The sequence below is a fragment of the Zobellia nedashkovskayae genome, assembly GCF_015330125.1.
GTDB classification, from domain to species: Bacteria; Bacteroidota; Bacteroidia; order Flavobacteriales; family Flavobacteriaceae; genus Zobellia; species Zobellia nedashkovskayae.
In genome coordinates this window covers 1,061,095-1,079,973 of sequence record NZ_JADDXR010000002.1, presented here as the reverse complement: position 1 = coordinate 1,079,973, position 18,879 = coordinate 1,061,095, and the positions used below count along the sequence as shown (strand labels likewise).

14 protein-coding genes and 1 tRNA gene are annotated in these 18,879 nt (G+C 37.4%); 10 read left to right on the top strand and 5 right to left on the bottom strand.

Features of this window, described 5'->3' with window-relative positions; genetic code table 11:
* Window positions 1-59 precede the first annotated feature (59 nt).
* Genes IWB64_RS04695 through IWB64_RS04685 form a run of 3 tightly spaced genes read right to left on the bottom strand, consistent with a single transcriptional unit; the run spans window position 60 to window position 3,364 of the window.
* Entirely contained in the window at window positions 60-1,025 is a 966-nt protein-coding gene (locus IWB64_RS04695; protein WP_194532901.1) for a polysaccharide deacetylase family protein, read from the bottom strand.
* A gap of 24 nt (window positions 1,026-1,049) precedes the next feature.
* Window positions 1,050-2,360 carry an NAD(P)/FAD-dependent oxidoreductase gene (locus IWB64_RS04690; RefSeq protein ID WP_194532900.1) on the bottom strand — a complete coding sequence of 437 codons (1,311 nt, stop codon included), beginning with the start codon at window positions 2,358-2,360 and terminating at the stop codon, window positions 1,050-1,052.
* Complete coding sequence (locus IWB64_RS04685) at window positions 2,357-3,364, bottom strand: NAD-dependent epimerase/dehydratase family protein (protein ID WP_194532899.1); 1,008 nt, start codon at window positions 3,362-3,364, stop codon at window positions 2,357-2,359. The genes IWB64_RS04690 and IWB64_RS04685 overlap by 4 nt, the downstream gene beginning before the upstream one ends.
* 384 nt (window positions 3,365-3,748) lie before the next feature.
* Here IWB64_RS04685 and IWB64_RS04680 point away from each other — a divergent pair, with 384 nt between their 5' ends.
* From IWB64_RS04680 to IWB64_RS04635, 10 genes are all read left to right on the top strand, one after another.
* Entirely contained in the window at window positions 3,749-4,429 is a 681-nt protein-coding gene (locus IWB64_RS04680; protein ID WP_317171951.1) for an NUDIX hydrolase, read from the top strand.
* Window positions 4,430-4,528: 99 nt separating this feature from the next.
* The gene (locus IWB64_RS04675) at window positions 4,529-6,223 is read left to right on the top strand and encodes a ribulokinase (protein ID WP_194532898.1); all 1,695 of its coding nucleotides are present in this window, start codon (window positions 4,529-4,531) and stop codon (window positions 6,221-6,223) included.
* Complete coding sequence (locus IWB64_RS04670) at window positions 6,216-6,920, top strand: L-ribulose-5-phosphate 4-epimerase (protein WP_194532897.1); 705 nt, start codon at window positions 6,216-6,218, stop codon at window positions 6,918-6,920. Before IWB64_RS04675 ends, IWB64_RS04670 begins: the two co-directional genes overlap by 8 nt.
* A gap of 21 nt (window positions 6,921-6,941) precedes the next feature.
* On the top strand, window positions 6,942-8,507 hold the full coding sequence (locus IWB64_RS04665; protein WP_194532896.1) for a solute:sodium symporter family transporter: 1,566 nt from the start codon (window positions 6,942-6,944) through the stop codon (window positions 8,505-8,507).
* Between the two features lie 23 nt (window positions 8,508-8,530).
* A complete protein-coding gene (araA, locus tag IWB64_RS04660) occupies window positions 8,531-10,033 on the top strand; it encodes an L-arabinose isomerase (protein ID WP_194535809.1) in 1,503 nt (500 codons plus the stop codon).
* Window positions 10,034-10,250: 217 nt separating this feature from the next.
* Window positions 10,251-10,787 carry a RidA family protein gene (locus IWB64_RS04655; RefSeq protein WP_194532895.1) on the top strand — a complete coding sequence of 179 codons (537 nt, stop codon included), beginning with the start codon at window positions 10,251-10,253 and terminating at the stop codon, window positions 10,785-10,787.
* A 2-nt stretch (window positions 10,788-10,789) separates the two neighbouring features.
* Window positions 10,790-11,800 (top strand): TRAP transporter substrate-binding protein, encoded by a 1,011-nt coding sequence (locus tag IWB64_RS04650; RefSeq protein WP_194532894.1) that lies wholly within the window; start codon window positions 10,790-10,792, stop codon window positions 11,798-11,800.
* A complete protein-coding gene (locus IWB64_RS04645; RefSeq protein ID WP_194532893.1) occupies window positions 11,790-12,254 on the top strand; it encodes a TRAP transporter small permease in 465 nt (154 codons plus the stop codon). Before IWB64_RS04650 ends, IWB64_RS04645 begins: the two co-directional genes overlap by 11 nt.
* Window positions 12,251-13,525, top strand: a complete 1,275-nt coding sequence (locus tag IWB64_RS04640; RefSeq protein ID WP_194532892.1) for a TRAP transporter large permease — start codon at window positions 12,251-12,253, stop codon at window positions 13,523-13,525. Before IWB64_RS04645 ends, IWB64_RS04640 begins: the two co-directional genes overlap by 4 nt.
* A gap of 94 nt (window positions 13,526-13,619) precedes the next feature.
* Window positions 13,620-13,691: transfer RNA gene (locus tag IWB64_RS04635), tRNA-Arg, on the top strand.
* Between the two features lie 144 nt (window positions 13,692-13,835).
* Here the strand turns inward: IWB64_RS04635 and IWB64_RS04630 are convergent.
* Together IWB64_RS04630 and IWB64_RS04625 are read right to left on the bottom strand one after the other, a co-directional pair.
* Window positions 13,836-17,174 (bottom strand): VCBS repeat-containing protein, encoded by a 3,339-nt coding sequence (locus IWB64_RS04630; protein ID WP_194532891.1) that lies wholly within the window; start codon window positions 17,172-17,174, stop codon window positions 13,836-13,838.
* Between the two features lie 91 nt (window positions 17,175-17,265).
* The gene (locus IWB64_RS04625; protein ID WP_194532890.1) at window positions 17,266-18,873 is read right to left on the bottom strand and encodes a RagB/SusD family nutrient uptake outer membrane protein; all 1,608 of its coding nucleotides are present in this window, start codon (window positions 18,871-18,873) and stop codon (window positions 17,266-17,268) included.
* Window positions 18,874-18,879: the final 6 nt, after the last annotated feature.

Below are 18,879 nucleotides of genomic sequence, written 5' to 3'. Positions count from 1 at the left end.
AATACGATAAATTTCTGCCATTCTTCATTAAAGGAGAAGAAACTTTATCTTTTCACTTTTTAGTTTGGCACTTGCACTGTTTTTAAGCTCTTCTTGTCTATTATGGCATCTACGTGCCCGTTCATGTCGGTTAAGGTGAAATGTTTACCCAGTTTCTTCATTACTTTTTTAAATATGAACACTTTTCTTTCGCTCGAAACATTCATTCCTGGGAAAAATGCCAAACTTGTTATTTGGTCTCCCCCGATCAAATCCAACGGATGTAATAAAAAGCTAGGCTCTGTCTTCGTTATTTTACATAAGAAAATCGCAATATTTAAATACAACATCATCAAATTGGATGAGATGTTACTAATATAAATAAGGTAGCTAAGGTGAAAGGGTATTCTAAATACAGGCATAGTTGTTACTGGCAACTCCAACAATTGCTGATTCTTATTGGTCTTCCAAAAGTAGGGCTTCAATTTTTTGAATCCATCGGAAAATTTACCAAAAATTTCTTTTCTGTCTTCTTTTTCCTCTTTAGTTAGATTAGATGTACTGAAATAGTATAATCTAGCTAATGGACCTATTACTGTTGGTAGTGTAGAGGCATCATATTTATAGCCTTTTTCCGCTAAAACCTCCAATAGGGTCCCACTCCAGCTGAAACCAGGCCCTCTAAATCCACTAGGGGCTTTTCCGGTAACCTCATAAATAATATCATGTGCAGAATCAATTTCGGTTTTCATCTCCTCCTTCGTATAAAGATGAAGCCATGTTTCATGCTTAAAGGAATGGTTGGCAATATCATGCCCTGCATCTGCAATTTGCCTTAGATATTGATGATTTTTCGCGAATGCGGCATCTTGGCCCACAATAAAAAATGTAATTTTCAAGTCCAGCTCTTCTAGTACTTGAAGTACATGCGGTACAAAAATGTCTAGATAAGAAGGGTATTTTTCCCATCCTTCTTCACCGTGTATCTTCATATAAGACCACTGGTTGTCCATATCTAGTGAAAGACTCAAATAAGGCTTGCTCATACGTTCGGTTAGATGTTGTATGTGTTATTGTAAATTGGATTCTGTCTTAAATTGGGTAACAAATTTCTCTACATGATTTACAACCGTATTGTTGTTTAGGGTGTCATTTACAAATTGAGAAGTATTTAGTATATAGAAATCCTTATGTTTGGTTTTTACATCAGGAATGGTTTCTGAATAGTTCAAAACTTGAAGTGGCTGTACTTTAAGAGCCTTGTGTAAATGAGCAGAAACAATGTCATTTGTATCAAAATCAGGATATAGTTTTGATACGCCTTCTAAAAATAGCGATTTTAACTCTTCATCTGATTTTTTCCAATAAGGGTCGTTTGCGCTTACATATTTTGGGAAATATGTCAAATGTTCACCACTGGTCTGATCCAGGTCAACTAATGAACTCATTCCTATAACTCCTGTAAACGGAATTTCTTTATCCGCAATATTAAGTACATAATAAGGTGTTAAAGAATTCTTAGTTATCAAAACTAAACAAATAACGCCAAGATATTCTACTGGAGCGTCAGGCTTAGATGATTCAAATAAATCAGGATTCGCAACCTTAGAGAGTATGTTAAGAGGCGAGGTAAAGATAACCTTGTCAAAATGTTCTTCCTTGTCATCGCAAGTAACCGTAACTCCTCCTTGAGGATTAGCTTTTACATTCTGAACCACACTATTAAGGGAAATCTCTGACCCTTTCTCATGTAGATTATTTTGTAAGGTGTCAAAAAAGGTCTTGTAACCTCCTTCTATATAGCCCATATGCTCTTTTTGAGCAGCTGAACTGCGGGCTTGAAAGAGTCTTTTAATATAGCTCCAAATGAATACCGCAGAAACTTTTTTATGGTTTTCGCCTAGTTTGGCCAATAGTAAAGGTGACCAAAATTTTTCGTAGGTAGCTCTGCCGCCCATTTTAATTAGCCAATCTTCAACTGTAATTTTTTCTAATTTCTTCCAATCCTTAATTTTGGAACCATAGAAAATAGTAAATGCTAGCATGGCCTTATCCCACAAGTTTAAAGCAGGAAAAAGTAAAAACTCTTTTGAGCTACTAATGGAGTAGAATTTTTTCTGAACGTAATACCCCGTATAAGAGCGTCGCCAGCACAATTTATCGCCAAGGCCTAAATCATCAATAAGGTCTATTAAGAAATTATCGGTAGGTAGGATGACGTGATAGAATCGATCCCAAATAAAAGGACCGTAATCTTCATGTGTTGACAAGCCGCCCATTTGAGCAGCGCTTTCAAAAACTTTGACGGTGGCATTGGTTTTTGCAATTTCATGAGCTAATGTCAAGCCCATGAAACCGCCTCCCACGATGCCTATTTTCATAATACCTCTGCTTTTGTTGAAGTAATATTTTTTTGCCATTCAAAAGTTATTCGAAGGCCTTCTTTTAATGAAGTCTTGGCCTTAATACCAAGTATTCGCTCTGCTTTTGTATTGTCAGGTACGCGTCTCATGACGTCTTGATATTTTCTCCCAGCAGATATTTCGTTGTACGGAATCAGTTTTACTTCTGAAGTTGTTGGTTCGCCAGAGATTTCTTTAAGTAAAGTAGCAAGCTCAAGAATGGTAATTTCTTCATTTGCTCCAATATTAAAAACCTCTCCGTTGGCTTCTGGCTTTGTAGTTGCGGCGTAGATGCCCTCTATAGTGTCATTTACGAAAGTAAAGGTTCTAGTTTGCTGTCCATCACCATGAATTGGGATTTCTTTGTTATTCAATATACAATCTATAAAAACAGATTGCGGGCCTCCCCACCATGAAAGATTTTGGTTTGGTCCATAAGAGCCAAAGAATCTTAGGATAACAACAGGAAAATCATAATCTTCCATATAAGCCAAGGCTAAATGCTCATCAAAAAGTTTTGAAACGGCATAAGCCCAACGCGGCACTTTTGAATCTCCTATAAGACAGTTTCCATCTTCCTTAAAAGGAATATCAGGACTCATGCCATATACATCAGATGTTGATGCAAGAACAAATTTACATTTAAGTTTTCGGGCAAGTTCAAGCATATTTTCGCTTCCCTTGGAGTTGATTTTTAATGTATCAACAGCGTTGCCGTATCTTGGTATTTTAAAAGCTGCTAGATGAACTATAACGTCAAAGTCATCATCTAGTCTGTCTATTAAGGTAGTGTCTAGAACATCACCTTCTATAAACTCAAAGTTTTTATGGTCAAGGCTATCTTGAATATTTTGAAGAGAACCCATAGATAGATTATCTATCCCGACAACGCAGTGTCCTTCGTTCAACGTTTTAACTAAAAAATTGGAGCCTAAAAAGCCTGCAACTCCGGTAATTAGAATTTTTTTACTTTCAGTAATCATATGGTTAGGTTTTAATAAAATGTATGCTTTGGTATGGGGCACAAGATACTCCATTAGAACAATCCTTTAAAATGTGTTGACTGTGTTTCATAGATAAAAAGGGGACTCATGTCGAAAATTTGGAGTAGGACAGTGTTTCGTTAACTGTTTTGCGAAAAAACCAAGAAATTAGTATTCATTTTACGATGCTACAAGGATGACACATGAAATCATTGTAAACTCAATTTTTAATAGCCGAAAATTATGCTCCTTTAGGCTACTGGGTGATTCAAATGAACGTCAATTAGTGATTTTTTCATAGGATAAAATTGAAAATGTTACACATACACTTACAACCGGATTCTTTCCGTATTTTTGATGAAACCGTTAACTTAAGTTTAAATTATGATGGACAGAACATATAAGGATATACAGCAAATTACCCTTGCTGTGGATTGTATCATCTTTGGGTTTAATGATAATAGGTTAGAAGTGCTGTTGGTCCAAAGGGGCTTTGCACCTGAAAAAGATAGATGGTCTCTTATGGGTGGTTTTGTTGGTAACCATGAAGATCTTGACGATGCGGCAAATAGAGTTTTAAAAGACCTATCAGGTCTAGAAGATGTTTATATGGAGCAGGTCCGTACTTTTGGTAAGGCCAAACGTGATCCTTATGAACGTGTAGTGTCTACAACTTACAGCGCATTGATTCTTAAAGACAAGTATAATAAGGATCTTATTGAGGAATATAGGGCCAAATGGTATCCTATAGATGAACTTCCTAATTTAATTTTTGATCATAAGGATATGGTTGAGTCTGCCATAAGAAGGCTTCAGAGAAGAGTACGTACTTTTCCTATAGTCTTTAACCTTCTTCCTGATAAGTTTACCTTACCCCAACTACAAAAGCTATATGAAGGTATTTTTCAGGAGGAAATGGATAAGCGTAATTTCCGAAAGAAACTTGCTACGATGGATTTTTTAATCAAATTGGATGAAAAAGACATGTCTGAATCTAAAAAAGGCGCCTTTTTATACCGTTTTAACGAGAAAAAATATAATAAAACAAAAAACTTTACAATTTAAGCATTAAGTGTTTTTGAAACACTTGTAAAAAGTTCTATATTAGTTTCTTTTACAAAAGGATTCTGTTAAAACGCTACCTTAAATTTAAAGTTTTTACATATGAGGTCACAAACCGCCTATAGTCTGGGCTTGGATTTTGGTTCGGATTCCGTCCGAGCTGTTTTGGTCAACACAAAAACAGGTCAAGAGCTTTCCACGGCGGTACATTATTATGTACGTTGGAAAGAAGGCAAATACTGTGTTCCTTCCGAAAATAGTTTTCGCCAACATCCTTTAGACTACATAGAAGGTATAGAATCTACGGTAAAGTCCGTTGTTGCTGAAGTAGGTCCTAAGGTTGCGGCACAAATTGTTAGCATAGGTGTAGATACTACGGGAAGTACACCCGTTGCGGTAGATGCTAATGGAACTCCATTGGCACTTTTGGATGCATTCAAAGAGAACCCGAACGCAATGTTCGTGCTTTGGAAAGACCATACCGGTATCCAGGAAGCCAATGAAATTAATGCATTATGCGCTACATGGGATATCGATTATTCACAATATGAAGGCGGAATTTATTCTTCAGAGTGGTTTTGGAGCAAAATACTTCATGTTTCTAGAGTAGATAACAAGGTGTATGGAGCTGCCTATTCTTGGGTAGAGCATTGTGATTGGATTCCGTTTTTATTAACTGGGGGCAACGATGTTCGTGAAATGAAACGTAGCAGATGTGCAGCAGGGCATAAAGCGCTTTGGCATGAAAGTTATAATGGATTGCCTTCTAATGATTTTCTTGTAGCATTAGATCCGCTTTTGGACGGACTAAGAGAACGTCTTTTTGATAAGACCTATACTTCAGACATCTCAGCGGGTACTTTAAGTCCGGAATGGGCTGAGCGATTGGGTCTTTCTGCGGAAACTATTGTTTCAGTGGGGGCTTTTGATGCCCATATGGGCGCCGTAGGCGCTAAGATTGAGCCATACTATCTAACAAAAATAATGGGGACATCTACTTGTGATGTTCTGGTAGCTCCTATGGAAGGGGAAGAAAAATTGGTAAAAGGTATATGCGGACAAGTAGATGGTTCCGTCATTCCTAATATGTTAGGGTTGGAAGCTGGTCAGTCTGCTTTTGGGGATATTTATGCTTGGTACAGCAGGGTTTTGGCGTGGCCAATTCAAGAACTTATATCTAAGTCTTCTTTAATTGATGAAGATACCAAGGAAAAATTAATTGCAGAGGCACTTAAAAACCTGATTCCCGAACTTAGTAATGCCGCAAGCAAAGAGCCTATTGGTGCTTCGGGAGAGTTGGCGCTAGATTGGATGAATGGAAGAAGAACACCAGATGCCAATCAGAATTTGAAAGGAGTAATTGCAGGTATAAATTTAGGGAGTACATCGCCTAAAATATTTAGAGCTTTAGTGGAAGCTTCCTGTTTTGGGGCAAAAAAGATAGTAGATAGGTTCCTATCCGAAGGTATACCAATTAAAGGGGTTATAGCTTTGGGGGGAGTGGCCAAGAAATCACCATTTATAATGCAAATGATGGCCAATGTACTTAATATGCCTATTAAAGTAGTGGAGTCAGAACAGGCCTGTGCATTAGGTGCGGCAGTTTTTGGTGCTGTAGCTGCGGAGGTCTACACCAATGTTCCCGAAGCTATGGAGAAGATGGGTAGCCCTTTTGAGATTATTTATCAACCGAATGAAACAGATGCAATAGCCTATGAAAAAGTATATGAAAACTACAGTAGGCTAGGCGATACGATGGAGAAACATATCATGAACGAAACCAGAAGAAATGGGTAAGTATACATCATTAAAAGAAGAGGCCTTTGAGGCAAACATGCAGCTTCCGGAACTAGGTCTGGTATTGTTTACATTTGGAAACGCAAGTGCTGTAGATAGAGATAAAGGGGTTTTCGCTATTAAACCAAGTGGCGTACCTTATAATACATTAAAGGTTGAGGATATTGTCATTTGCGATTTTGATGCAAAGATTGTAGAAGGTAAAATGAGACCCTCATCTGACACAAAAACACATGCTGTTCTTTATAAAGAATGGGATAAAATAGGCGGAGTGGTTCACACACATTCAACTTACGGTACTGCATGGGCACAAGCAATAAAAGATATTCCTATCTTCGGAACGACTCATGCCGATCATTTGATTGCTGATATTCCATGTGCTCCTCCTATGAAAGACGAGTATATAGAAGGAGATTACGAGCATATGACGGGCTATCAAATAATTGATTGTTTAAAAGAAAGAGGGTTAGATTATAACGAAATAGGTATGATACTGGTTGGTAGCCATGCTCCTTTTACTTGGGGTGCAACCGCCGCCAAAGCAGTATATAATAGTGCTGTATGTGAAGAAGTAGCTAAAATGGCACATCTAACCTTGCAGATAAATCCTAACGCAGCTACGTTAAAAGAGGCTTTAAAAAAGAAGCATTTTGAGCGCAAGCACGGTAAAGATGCCTATTACGGACAAGGGTGTTAAGTTTTAATTGAAATATATTTTATGGGAATAGCAACGTTCATCGGGTTTACATTACTAGTAGCAATCATAGCATATTTATCAACTAGAAAAACGGATGAAACCTCTTCGGACGGTTATTTTTTAGGTGGTCGTAGCCTTACCGGACCAGTAATAGCAGGATCGTTGCTTTTAACAAATCTGTCAACAGAGCAAATTGTAGGTATGAACGGTATTGCCTATAGCGAGGGTATTCTCATTATGGCTTACGAGGTATTGGCTGCTATAGCTATGGTCTTTACTGCATTGGTGTTATTACCTAGATATTTAAAAGGAGGTATTGCTACCATTCCTCAATTTTTGGAAAAACGATACGGAAAATCCACAAAAACCTTAGTGTCCCTTTTGTTCTTAGGAGGGTATGCCATTTCTATGTTGCCTACTGTGCTGTATTCTGGTGCTTTGGCAATAAATACCATGTTTGATTTACCCGAAGCAATGGGCATGGGCGAAGAAAGCGCTTTATGGGTTACTGTTTGGGGTATTGGTGTAATCGGAAGTATCTATGCTATTTTCGGTGGATTGAAGGCAGTTGCGGTATCGGATTCTATTAATGCTGTAGGTTTAATCATTGGTGGTTCGCTTATACCTATATTCGGGTTGCTATACGTGGGCGATGGAAGTCTTACTGCTGGTATGGATGTCCTGACAACCAATTTTCCTGAAAAGTTCGATGTTTTGGGTGGCCCTGATTCCTCAGTGCCTTTTTGGACACTTTTTACAGGTATGATTATTGTAAATTTCTATTATTGGGGAACGAACCAAGCTATCATTCAAAGGGCTCTTGGTGCCAAGAATTTACGTGAAGGTCAAATAGGGTTGAGCCTTGCCGCATTCGTGAAAATATTAGGACCATTTATTGTGGTATTACCAGGTATTATTGCCTATCAGATTTTTAATGGTGAATTGACCAATGCGGATCAAGCGTATCCTATGGTGGTGAAGAAGGTTTTGCCGACTGCCTTTATAGGATTTTTTGCGGCAGTCCTTTTTGGTGCTATTTTAAGTTCTTTCAATAGTGCACTTAACAGTTCCGTTACCCTTTTTGGACTCGACTTTTACAAAGAATACATTAATAAAGAAGCTTCTGAGAAACAAATCGTAAAGGCAGGTAAAATATTCGGTATTTTCCTTGCTATAATTTCTATGATTATAGCACCGCTATTATTCGGGGTGGAAGGTGGTATATTCAATTATCTACAAGAATTAAATGGGTCGTATAGTGTGCCTATTTTAGCTATAATCTTAGTAGGTTACTTAACTAAAAAAGTACCAGGTATAGCTGCCAACATTGGTATAGTCTTCGCAGTGGTTACCTATTTAGTAACTCTTTATATTGTTAAGCCAGACATCAGCTTTCTGCATGTTATGGGCATCTTGTTTGTTTTGGTGGTAGTACTAATGTTCATTATTGGGAAATTCTGGCCTAGAGAAACGGAATATGTTGAAGTATATACTGAACAAGTGGATATTACGCCATGGAAATTTGCCAAACCTGTTGGTTTTGTAATATGCTCCATTGTATTGGGTATGTACGTGTATTTTTCCTAATGATAAATTTATTTTGATAAATGATGATTGATTTAAATAAGAATGAAATTTGGTTCGCAACGGGCAGCCAACATCTATACGGGCCAGAAACTTTAGCGCAGGTAGCGGAGCATTCTGCTGAGATAGCCCAGTATTATGATGGCAACAAGATAATTCCGGTAAGGGTTATTTTTAAACCCGTGGTTAAAACTGCTGGTGAAATAAGTATTTTATGTAAAGAGGCCAACAATACGGATGCCTGCGTAGGTTTAATTTTATGGATGCATACCTTCTCTCCGGCTAAAATGTGGATTGCTGGTCTGCAAGCACTTCAGAAACCATTTTTGCACCTACATACACAGTATAACCGCGATATTCCGTGGAATGCGATTGATATGGATTTCATGAACCTGAACCAGTCGGCGCATGGTGGACGGGAATTTGGTTTTTTAGCGTCAAGAATGCGATTGAACCGAAAAGTGATAGTTGGTCATTGGAAAAATGAATCCGTTTTACAGAAAGTGGGTAATTGGTGCCGTGTGGCATGTGCTGTTGCTGATTCAAAAGATATGAAAGTGGCTCGTTTTGGTGATAATATGCGCCAAGTAGCGGTCACAGAAGGTAACAAGGTTTCTGCTCAATTAAAATTCGGTTACGAAGTAAACGGATATGGAGTAGGTGACCTAGTTAAATATATAGATGGAGTTTCCGATGATCAAATAAATACGTTAATTCAAGAATATGAGGATTCGTATACTATGGCAGCTAAAATTAAGTCCGACGGAAGTATGCGCAATTCTTTAAGGGATGCAGCCAAAATAGAATTGGGTATGCGTGCTTTTCTTGAGGAGGGTGGTTATACCGCTTTTACCGATACTTTTGAAGATTTACACGGAATGAAACAATTGCCGGGTATCGCTACACAAAGACTAATGGCCAGTGGTTATGGTTTTGGTGGAGAAGGTGATTGGAAGACCGCCGCACTAGTTCGCACCATGAAAGTTATGGGTGCAGGTCTTGAAGGCGGAAACAGTTTTATGGAAGATTACACCTATCATTTTGATCCTGAAAATACTACAGTTTTAGGTTCGCATATGTTGGAAATTTGCCCGTCAATTGCCAAAGGAAATGTTTCTTGCGAAATCCATCCTTTGGGAATCGGTGGAAAAGAAGACCCTGTGCGTTTAGTGTTTAATGCGAGTGCCGGTAAGGCTTTGAATGCATCGGTTGTAGATATGGGTAATCGGTTTAGAATGTTGGTCAATAAAGTAGAGGCTTTAGAAATCGAAAATGATATGCCAAACCTTCCTGTAGCTAGAGTGTTGTGGGATGCCAAACCAGACCTCCAAACTGCTGCTGCAGCATGGATTTATGGCGGAGGAGCACATCACACTTGTTATAGTCAGAATATTTCCGCAGAATCACTAGAGGATTTTGCCGAAATCATGGATATAGAATTTTTGTTGATTGATGAAAAAACAGACCTCTATCGCTTTAAACAAGAATTACGTTGGAACGATGCTGCTTATGGTATTAAAGGAATTTAAATAAATTATTTTTCTAGTTTAATGTTTCATTAGAATACATCAGTTTACATACAATTTAAAAATATACAGATACCTTATTCTAAATCCATGCTTTTCTGAAACTAGTTTCATATTTGAAATAATATGTACTTTTGTTGTTGTTTATTTTCTGTTTTCGAAGATGTTAAGGGAAGTAAGAAATTCTTATCTTGTAGTTTCAAGAAAGAATTCAGACCATATGAAAAACCTAATTTTAATTACCTCAATTTTTGTTTTTACTTCATTTAATGGATTTGCCCAAAATGAAACCGAGTATGATCCGGAAGCCAGGCTTGTAGAACTTGGTATAGAGCTTTCTGAACCATCTGCCGCCATCGGTAATTATGTAAATGCCGTACGCACAGGAAACCTTATTTTTCTTGCGGGTAAAGGTCCAACGAAACCTAACGGTGAAAACATAACTGGAAAGCTAGGAGCTGACCTTACTATTGAAGAGGGATATGAAGCTGCTAGAATTACAGCAATTAATCAAATCTCGGTTTTAAAATTGGAATTGGGAGACCTTAAAAAAGTAAAGCGCATTGTTAAAGTTCGCGGTATGGTAAATGCCGTTTCTGATTTTACAGATCAACCCAAGGTAGTTAATGGGTATTCAGATTTAATGGTAGAAGTTTTTGGTGAGAGAGGTAAACATGCACGTGCCGCAGTGGGTATGGGATCTTTACCCGGTAATATTGCTGTTGAGGTAGAAATGATTGTTGAGGTAGAAGATTAGATATGGACCATTGGTTATTGTCAAATTCTATTTTCCGAAAAACGATTCTTTGTTTTTTTATTCTCTTAACCTTTAATAGTTGTAAGCCGGATAAAGCCGAACCAGAATTCCTTTTACGCACCGCTCTTTTGGTGAATGAAGAACACACTTGGTATAAGGCCTTTGTCTATTTTTCGCAAATTCTTGAAGAACGCTCCAAAGGAAGAATTAAGGTAGAAGTATATCCGTCCGAGCAGTTAGCTAAAGAAATTGAGGCCATTAGACTTATTCAAGCCGATGTTATTGATATGACCACTACAGGTTCTACGCTTACCAATTGGTTTGAAGTAGCCACTTTCTGTGAACTTCCTTTTTTGATGCAGGATTCAACTGATATGAATAGGTACATTAATGGACCTATAGGTAAGTTGATGGAAGAAGAAATGATTAATAAGTCAGGCTTACGTTCGTTAGGTCACTTTGAGCGAGGTCCAAGACATTTAACATCAAATAGACCCATAAGACACCCTGATGATTTGGACGGACTTATTGTTAGAGTGCCAAACGTACCATCATTCGTAACCCTTTGGAAAGCTCTTGGGGCAAAACCTACGCCCATGGCCTTTTCGGAGGTTTTTACTTCTTTGCAACAAGGTACTATAGAGGCACAAGAGAATCCGTTTGCATTAATTAATAATGCCGGTTTTGCTGAGGTGCAAAAGTACTTAAACCTAACTGGTCACGTCATAAGTTGGGTTTATCCCGTTATTGGCGAAAAGCAATTTCAAAGACTCCCGCCTGATTTACAGAAAATTTTTTTACTAGCGGCAAATGATATGCAAGCCTATGAACACCATCTTTTTTTAGAGAATGAAAAGGAGGTTCAAAATCAACTGAAAGCAAAAGGAATGGAGTTTATTGAGGTGGATAAAGATGCTTTCCAACAAAGGTGTGAAGAAGCCATTTACAATAGTCTTTCCCCCGAAATGAAAAAAATATACGATCAACTTAAAGTAGAAAAGGATGCTTCATAAAACTATTGGGCGCATTTTAAAGGTTGGGGTGTTATTAAGTACTTGGGGACTCATATTTACCGTGTTATTGCAGATTTTCTGCAGGTTTACGCCATTAGATACCCCAACGTGGACAGAGGAAGCTTCGCGTCTATTCTTTATTTATGCCATGTCTTTTGGTGCTGGCCTAGCTATGAAAAATGAGTATTATGTTCATTTAGATATGTTCTTTAGTAGTTTTCCTGTAAAAATGCAGCGCTTATTGGTTAAAGTTATTCCCATAATCTCATTGTTTTTATTTGCTGTCATGGCAATCTATTCCATACAATTTATGTTATTGGGTATTTCGGAAAAATCACCCAGTATGGGTTTTAATATGGGAATTGCCTTTTTTAGTATGTTCATTATGTCTGCTTCCGTCAGTTATTACCTCTGGAAAAAAATCCAAAGAAATTATAAAAATTCTAAATCATGATTTGGGTTCTTGTTCTAGTATTTGTGGTATGTCTCGTTTTACGTTTTCCTATAGCTTTTGCACTTGGACTCTCATGCTTGAGTTACATTTTGGTAAAAGGTATTCCGTTGATTATCATTCCAATGAAAATGTATTCGGGTATTGATGTATTCGTTTTACTAAGTGTTCCTGGTTTTATTATGGCAGGAAATCTCATGAACCAAGGTGGTCTGACGGAGAAAATAATCACATTCTGTAATCATTTGTTGGGGCACATTAGAGGCGGACTTTCATTGGTTAATATTGGAGCATCTATGTTGTTCGCAGGTATTTCAGGTACAGCTATTTCCGATACGGCAAGTATGGGGTCTATTATGATTCCTGCAATGAAAAAGGAAGGTTACGACACTGGTTTTTCATGCGCTGTTACGGCGGCTTCTTCAACTATTGGTCCTATTGTTCCTCCCAGTGTACCTATGATTATCGCCGCGACATTAAGTGGACTTTCGGTAGGTAAATTGTTTCTTGCAGGTGCTTTGCCAGGCTTACTTTTAGGTATTGGGCTATTGATTACTGCCTATGTAATATCTAGAAAGCGAAATTATCCCAAACATGCTAGAAGTACGCTAAAGCAGGTAACCCTTGGCTTTGTTGATACATTTTGGTCGCTTTTAATGACCTTTATCATTCTGTACGGTATTATTGGAGGACTTTTTACACCTACAGAAGCATCTATAATTGCTGTAGTCTATGCTTTGATCATTGGTAAGTTCGTTTATAAAAAATTGAATTTCAAGAACATTCAGGTCGTCTTTCTGGATAGTATGAAAACCTCTGCTTCCCTTATGGTTTTGGTAGGTTTTGCCAACCTGTTTGGTTATATACTGATTACAGAACAGATTCCGCAAAGTATTTCCAGTGAAATTCTAGGTTTTACAGACAACAAGTATGTAGTATTACTATTGATTAATCTCTTGTTGATTATAGTGGGTACTTTCATGGAGACGGTTGCAGCTCTTTTAATTCTGTTTCCAATTTTATTGAAAGTGGCTTTAGCTGTAGATGTTGATCCTGTTCACTTTGCCGTAATAGCTGTATTGAATTTAATTATAGGATTGACCACGCCACCTGTGGGAGTATGTCTTTTTGTAGCATCTAGCATTGGTAAAATATCTATTGGGGAAGTAAGTAAGGCAGGTCTGCCCTTTTTGCTGGTAAGTTTTGTGGTGTTAATTCTAGTTACTTTGTTTCCTTGGTTTTCTTTAGCACTTCCTAATATGTTTATTGATTAGTGGCCTTACAATTTGGGACAAAAATAAGGTGAAATTAGTTACTCGGTTTTTTCTGCAAATACAAAAAAACTTTACTTTTGCCCCTTAGTTAAATGGCCTCGTAGTTCAATGGATAGAATAGAAGTTTCCTAAACTTTAGATGCAAGTTCGATTCTTGCCGAGGTCACTTTTTAGTGTTCAAAGAAGTGCAGAACAATTCATAATAGTGCCATATATTTTTAGTTGTCAGAATTCCACATGGTAGTGTGGTAATTTCTGAAACCTTATGTTATACCCAGCATCTATACCTATTTTCATATGAACTCTTCTATTATTTCTTTAAAAATACTTTTGCTTCCTCATTATATTGGGTGGCCATTAAAAATTGCTTCCCATTTCTATCGCTTCCTTTAATTAGGTGGTTAGATTGCCCTGGGACGTAAAAACCAGATTCTTTACTTCTTACCACCATAAAATCATTATCAGACCGCTTAATTAATAGGCCAGTTAATGCATCTTGATTTCCGTAAAGTGTTTCTGAAGTCACATCATTACCCACAATTAGAATATCCAAATTACTATCGCCGTCAAAATCATCTATTAATATATCTTGAACCGGAGCTACTTGGCATTGACTGGGAAGCGACGACAATCTAAATTTTCCTTTGCCTAAATTCTCTGCATAACTACTCTCAAAAATAGTTGCTTGTAATGTTTCTTCTGCTAAGTCCTCAATTTTAAGTAGCTCTTGAAAATTTGCATTCGTAAAAGATTCATAGGTTGTATATTCATTTTTTAGAACAGTCAATTGTTTCATGATATCGTCTCTAGTATGTACCGGTAATAAGATGTCTCCTTTTTCGGTATTAAAATATTTTGCCAAAACAGGATCAAAACTTCCATTTTTATCAAAGTCGTTCTTATATAGATAAATTGGTTGGGCTTGTGTTGGTTTCATAAAACCATTTATACCCTGATTTCCGATTATAAAATCTATATCGCCATCTTTATCAATGTCAGCGGCAACTATCTTGTTCCACCACCCAGAGGTATTTATTTGCTGGTCATTTTCATTTAACCAGGTAATAGCCATTGGTTGTAAGCTACCCTTGTGATTTTTAAAAATAATAATTTCCATAAACTCACCAACCACAATCAAATCTTTCCAAGAATCATTATCTACATCTTCCCATACAGCGCTAGTTACCATACCTAAGTTTGAAAAGAGTGATTCGAATTTCTTGCTGCAACTACCTTTGTCATTAATTAAAAGGGAGCTTTCCGGTAACAATGGATATGCTTTTGGCGTTAACCGTGCCCCCACAAAAACATCTACGTCACCATCTTTGTCAAAATCTTCTGCGGCAATCACACTTGTACTTTGGCCTCCTTTAGGCGCTATATTTTCACTTTTAGCAAAGACGCCTTCACCATCGTTTAAATATATTCGATCTTGATAATACTTGGATTCTTTTTCAAATCTATTACCACCACTCGCTACATAGAGGTCTAAATCACCATCCATATCAATGTCGAAAAACACAGCCTCAACATCATCGAATTCCGGTTCTAAAAATTGAGATGGCATATACACACCTTCCTCATTTTGAAACCAAATACTACCTGGTTTTCCTCTATAACCTCCAATGAATAATTCATCACCAGCTACCCCGTCAACGTTGGCGGCAACAATACAAGAACTTTTTGGCGTATGTTGTTTTACCAATAAATGTTGAAAAGTATATTCGTTTAAAAGAGTATCGTCTTGTTTGTGATTTACCATTGTTGTATCTGATGTGAACAACAATTTTTTCTCTTTAGGGTATGCAGCTATATCAGATGCTTCGGTCTGAATCAATGTCAAAACCTGATTGGCAGCTACATTATGTTTTATCGTAGTTTTACCGTTAGGCCACTTTACTTTTAAAGAGTCTATTATAGTGTCTTTTAATCCGAAATGTACAATGGGCTCCATTGAAGATAAATACCCTCTGATAACAGATTGATATTGATTTTGTTCGATGCTCTTATTATATAATGAGATTTTAGCCCCAATTGCCTTTGAGTTTTGCAAGCCCCCGTTAAGTCGAATTCTAAGATAATTTGCTTCGTTAGTTTTTGATGTTGTATTCTCTAAAACAAAGGCCTTCTCATTAATATTATTGACTACCAAATCTAAATCTCCATCATTATCTAAATCTGCATATGCTGAACCATTGGAGAAAGATGCTTTCTCACTTATCCAGGTTTTAGACACATCATTAAAGTGCTCATCAGCAACTTGCTCATAAATAAAATTGGGAAGATGAATACCTGGTAATTTAGATACTGACTCCTTTACCCTTTTACTTCTTGCTTCTTGTGTGCCAAATATGCCGTTATCATTTGAGTAGTTGATAAAATCTAAATCTGTAATATCTTTTACATAGCCGTTGGTAATGTAAATATCTTTATCCCCATCATTATCAAAATCTACCATTAACGGAGCCCAGCTCCAATCGGTACTTGAAATGCCTTTTTGAAAACCAACTTCGCTATACTTTAATGGCTTTTTTCCTATGAATCCGTTGCCCAATTGAAGCGTGTTGTGCATGAATTGATTTGTATACGCGTTAGTTTGCGACAGAAGATATTTATCATAATTCATACTCCCTAACATCAACTTCTGCCTTTTGTACTGATTTGGCAACATATCAACCACCAAAATATCTGGTGCAGCATCGTTATTGATATCTGCAATATCTACACCCATTGCATTATACGTTTCATGGGACAGATAATCTTTACTAGATTCTATAAAAGTTGGATGATCAGTCGTAATAGTTGCATTATTAATATACAGTAGATCATCTGTAATGAAATCATTGGACACATAAATATCGGGCAAGTTGTCTCCATTAAAATCATGTATGCCTACACCTAGACCAAAGCCTTTGCCCTTAATATTTAAACTGTCTGACACATTTCTAAACACCGGGTGCCCTACACCTTCAATAGTCTCGTTCTTTAGTAGATAATCTGCCAAATGACCGAGCAAGTATTTTTTGGGCATTGGTGTATTTTTATCATGGGTAGTATTACCGTTATGAACTATGTAGACATCTAAATCACCATCTTGATCATAGTCGAAAAATACTGCTTGCTGTGCATAGTTCGTATCATCTAGACCATACGCCCTTGCCTCTTCTTTAAAAAACGGACTACCTTCTTGGTCTAAACCTTGATTTACGAATAATAAATTCGGACAATCATTATTGCAATTTGCCCCACCTACGTTTAGGTAAATATCGTCCCAACCATCAGAATTTATGTCTACGATTGAAACACCTGTAACCCAAGAATCAGTAAAAAACTTAGCTTTTTCGGATATATCCGAAAAAGCTAAGTTTCCATTATTTAAATAGATTTTTGAAGAAACTTGGTTTCCTGTAAAAACAACGTCTTGTAATCCGTCATTATTAAAATCACCTATACCAACACCACCTCCGTTATAGCAATATTGAAAATCGATAATGTTTATCGAATCATTTTCGATAATGGTGTTTTGAAAGTGTATTTGGGAATGTTCAGCAGTTATTGAAACGAAACGTGACGGTTTTTTCTCATATTTGGATGAACATCCGAAAAGAAGTAGTACTCCAAAAATCGGGTATATGGCTTGTCTAAACATATTTGTCTTTTAAAAATAGTCTATTTTTAATAAAAGCCAAGCAGACTACGCTACTTGGCTTTTGAACTCAACAAACTACTCATAAAACTTTTTAATATCCTTGATTTTGGACTAAATTGGGATTTGACTGTAATTCACTCTGTGGAATGAAAACCAATTCATGCTTGCCAGATTGGAAAGCGCCACCTGCAATAGACTTTGGATGTGGACCTTCATGCGCTGAATTAGCACCTAAATAGGTTTCTGCTAGATTCCACCGTACCAAATCAAAGAAGCGGTGGCCCTCTCCTGTGAGTTCCATTACACGTTCATCTATGATTGCCTGACGCATGTTTTCTTGATTCAACCCAGTAACAGCAGTTATTTGGGCCCTAGTTCTAACTTCGTTTAAAAAAGGTTCAGCTTCGGTCGGTCTATTTTGTTCATTAATAGCCTCTGCTAACATTAGCAAGACGTCTGAATAACGTATGATTCTCCAGTTTGCACCGTAATCGTCACCTAAGAAACCGGTGGCTCCAACAGGTAGTTCTAGGCCGGAATATTTACGGGTAAATATCGGCTCCAAGCCAGTATTCTGTGGTTGGTCCAATAACGAATTTACTGTCTCAATATCAGTTGCAAGACCTTCTGAAAAAGGTATGTCTACATTAACAACACTGTTTGGATAATCATATGCCAAGGTTGCATTTCTTCTTATTTCATCATTGTTTGTTTCAAATACATTTTTTACCCACGGGTTGATTACATGGCCATTATCTGGTGTCTGACTTGGCGGAGCATACTCAATAACAAAATTACCTTGGGTTCCTGCTCTTGGTATGTCTTGACCCCAAACAAAATTACCATTACCAATTGGATGGTATTGCAATTCAAAAACAGATTCACTATTATTCTCGTTTGTTTGTGTAAAATTTTCTTGATATTGCTCAGAAGGCAACAGATTGTATGGGCCGTTATTCACAACTTCTTTGAAAGCAGCTTCAGCCAGGGCATACTCGTCAGTATTAAGCAAACCACTTCTGTACAGATGGCTTTTACCCTTTAACGCAGTCGCAGACCAACTGGTAGGCCGACCCAAATCTTCTGAAGACCAACTATCTGGCAACATAGACTCTGCTAGTTGCAAATCTTCAATAATTAAATCCCACACGGCCTGCTGTGATGCCTGAGTTGGAAATAACTCATCATCGTTCTTAGGGTCCGGGGTTTTATCCACTAAAGGAACATTCCCATATATATTTACCATGTAGAAATATACGAAGGCTCTAAAAAAATGAGCTTGTCCTAATATTTCATTACGATCACTTGTATTAGGAACATTTTCTTCATTAACGTTCTCAAGAATTGAATTTGCTCTAAATATTGATTTATAAGCTTCTTCCCAAGGCTCTTGTGCCCAACGGGCTACACCAGGACTTCCCTGAAAAGTAGAAAGCGAAGTGTTTCCTCCAGAAGGAATAGGATTTATAGCATCTGTTCTTAACAATGCACCAACATGTACAATACGCCCCCAGAAAAATGTTCCGGTGATTGGGTGGTACATTCCGTTGACAGCTAATTTCGCATCTTCTGCGTTTCTCCAAAATCCTTGCGTTGCAATTTCATTTGGATTCGTTTGATCAAGAATTTCATCACTACATCCGAAAGGAATGAGTAATGCGATCACCGCAATGATCTTAAATTGTTTTATAGTTATCATAGTCTT

What these genes read in the sequence shown, in the direction of transcription:
- IWB64_RS04690 (WP_194532900.1), bottom strand. Translation starts at nt 2,360, where the DNA reads ATGAAAATAGGCATCGTGGGAGGCGGTTTCATGGGCTTGACATTAGCT.
- IWB64_RS04680 (WP_317171951.1), top strand. Translation starts at nt 3,749, where the DNA reads ATGATGGACAGAACATATAAGGATATACAGCAAATTACCCTTGCTGTG.
- IWB64_RS04670 (WP_194532897.1), top strand. Translation starts at nt 6,216, where the DNA reads ATGGGTAAGTATACATCATTAAAAGAAGAGGCCTTTGAGGCAAACATG.
- IWB64_RS04695 (WP_194532901.1), bottom strand. Translation starts at nt 1,025, where the DNA reads ATGAGCAAGCCTTATTTGAGTCTTTCACTAGATATGGACAACCAGTGG.
- IWB64_RS04675 (WP_194532898.1), top strand. Translation starts at nt 4,529, where the DNA reads ATGAGGTCACAAACCGCCTATAGTCTGGGCTTGGATTTTGGTTCGGAT.
- araA (WP_194535809.1), top strand. Translation starts at nt 8,531, where the DNA reads ATGATTGATTTAAATAAGAATGAAATTTGGTTCGCAACGGGCAGCCAA.
- IWB64_RS04625 (WP_194532890.1), bottom strand. Translation starts at nt 18,873, where the DNA reads ATGATAACTATAAAACAATTTAAGATCATTGCGGTGATCGCATTACTC.
- IWB64_RS04640 (WP_194532892.1), top strand. Translation starts at nt 12,251, where the DNA reads ATGATTTGGGTTCTTGTTCTAGTATTTGTGGTATGTCTCGTTTTACGT.
- IWB64_RS04630 (WP_194532891.1), bottom strand. Translation starts at nt 17,174, where the DNA reads ATGTTTAGACAAGCCATATACCCGATTTTTGGAGTACTACTTCTTTTC.
- IWB64_RS04665 (WP_194532896.1), top strand. Translation starts at nt 6,942, where the DNA reads ATGGGAATAGCAACGTTCATCGGGTTTACATTACTAGTAGCAATCATA.
- IWB64_RS04645 (WP_194532893.1), top strand. Translation starts at nt 11,790, where the DNA reads ATGCTTCATAAAACTATTGGGCGCATTTTAAAGGTTGGGGTGTTATTA.
- IWB64_RS04655 (WP_194532895.1), top strand. Translation starts at nt 10,251, where the DNA reads ATGAAAAACCTAATTTTAATTACCTCAATTTTTGTTTTTACTTCATTT.
- IWB64_RS04685 (WP_194532899.1), bottom strand. Translation starts at nt 3,364, where the DNA reads ATGATTACTGAAAGTAAAAAAATTCTAATTACCGGAGTTGCAGGCTTT.
- IWB64_RS04650 (WP_194532894.1), top strand. Translation starts at nt 10,790, where the DNA reads ATGGACCATTGGTTATTGTCAAATTCTATTTTCCGAAAAACGATTCTT.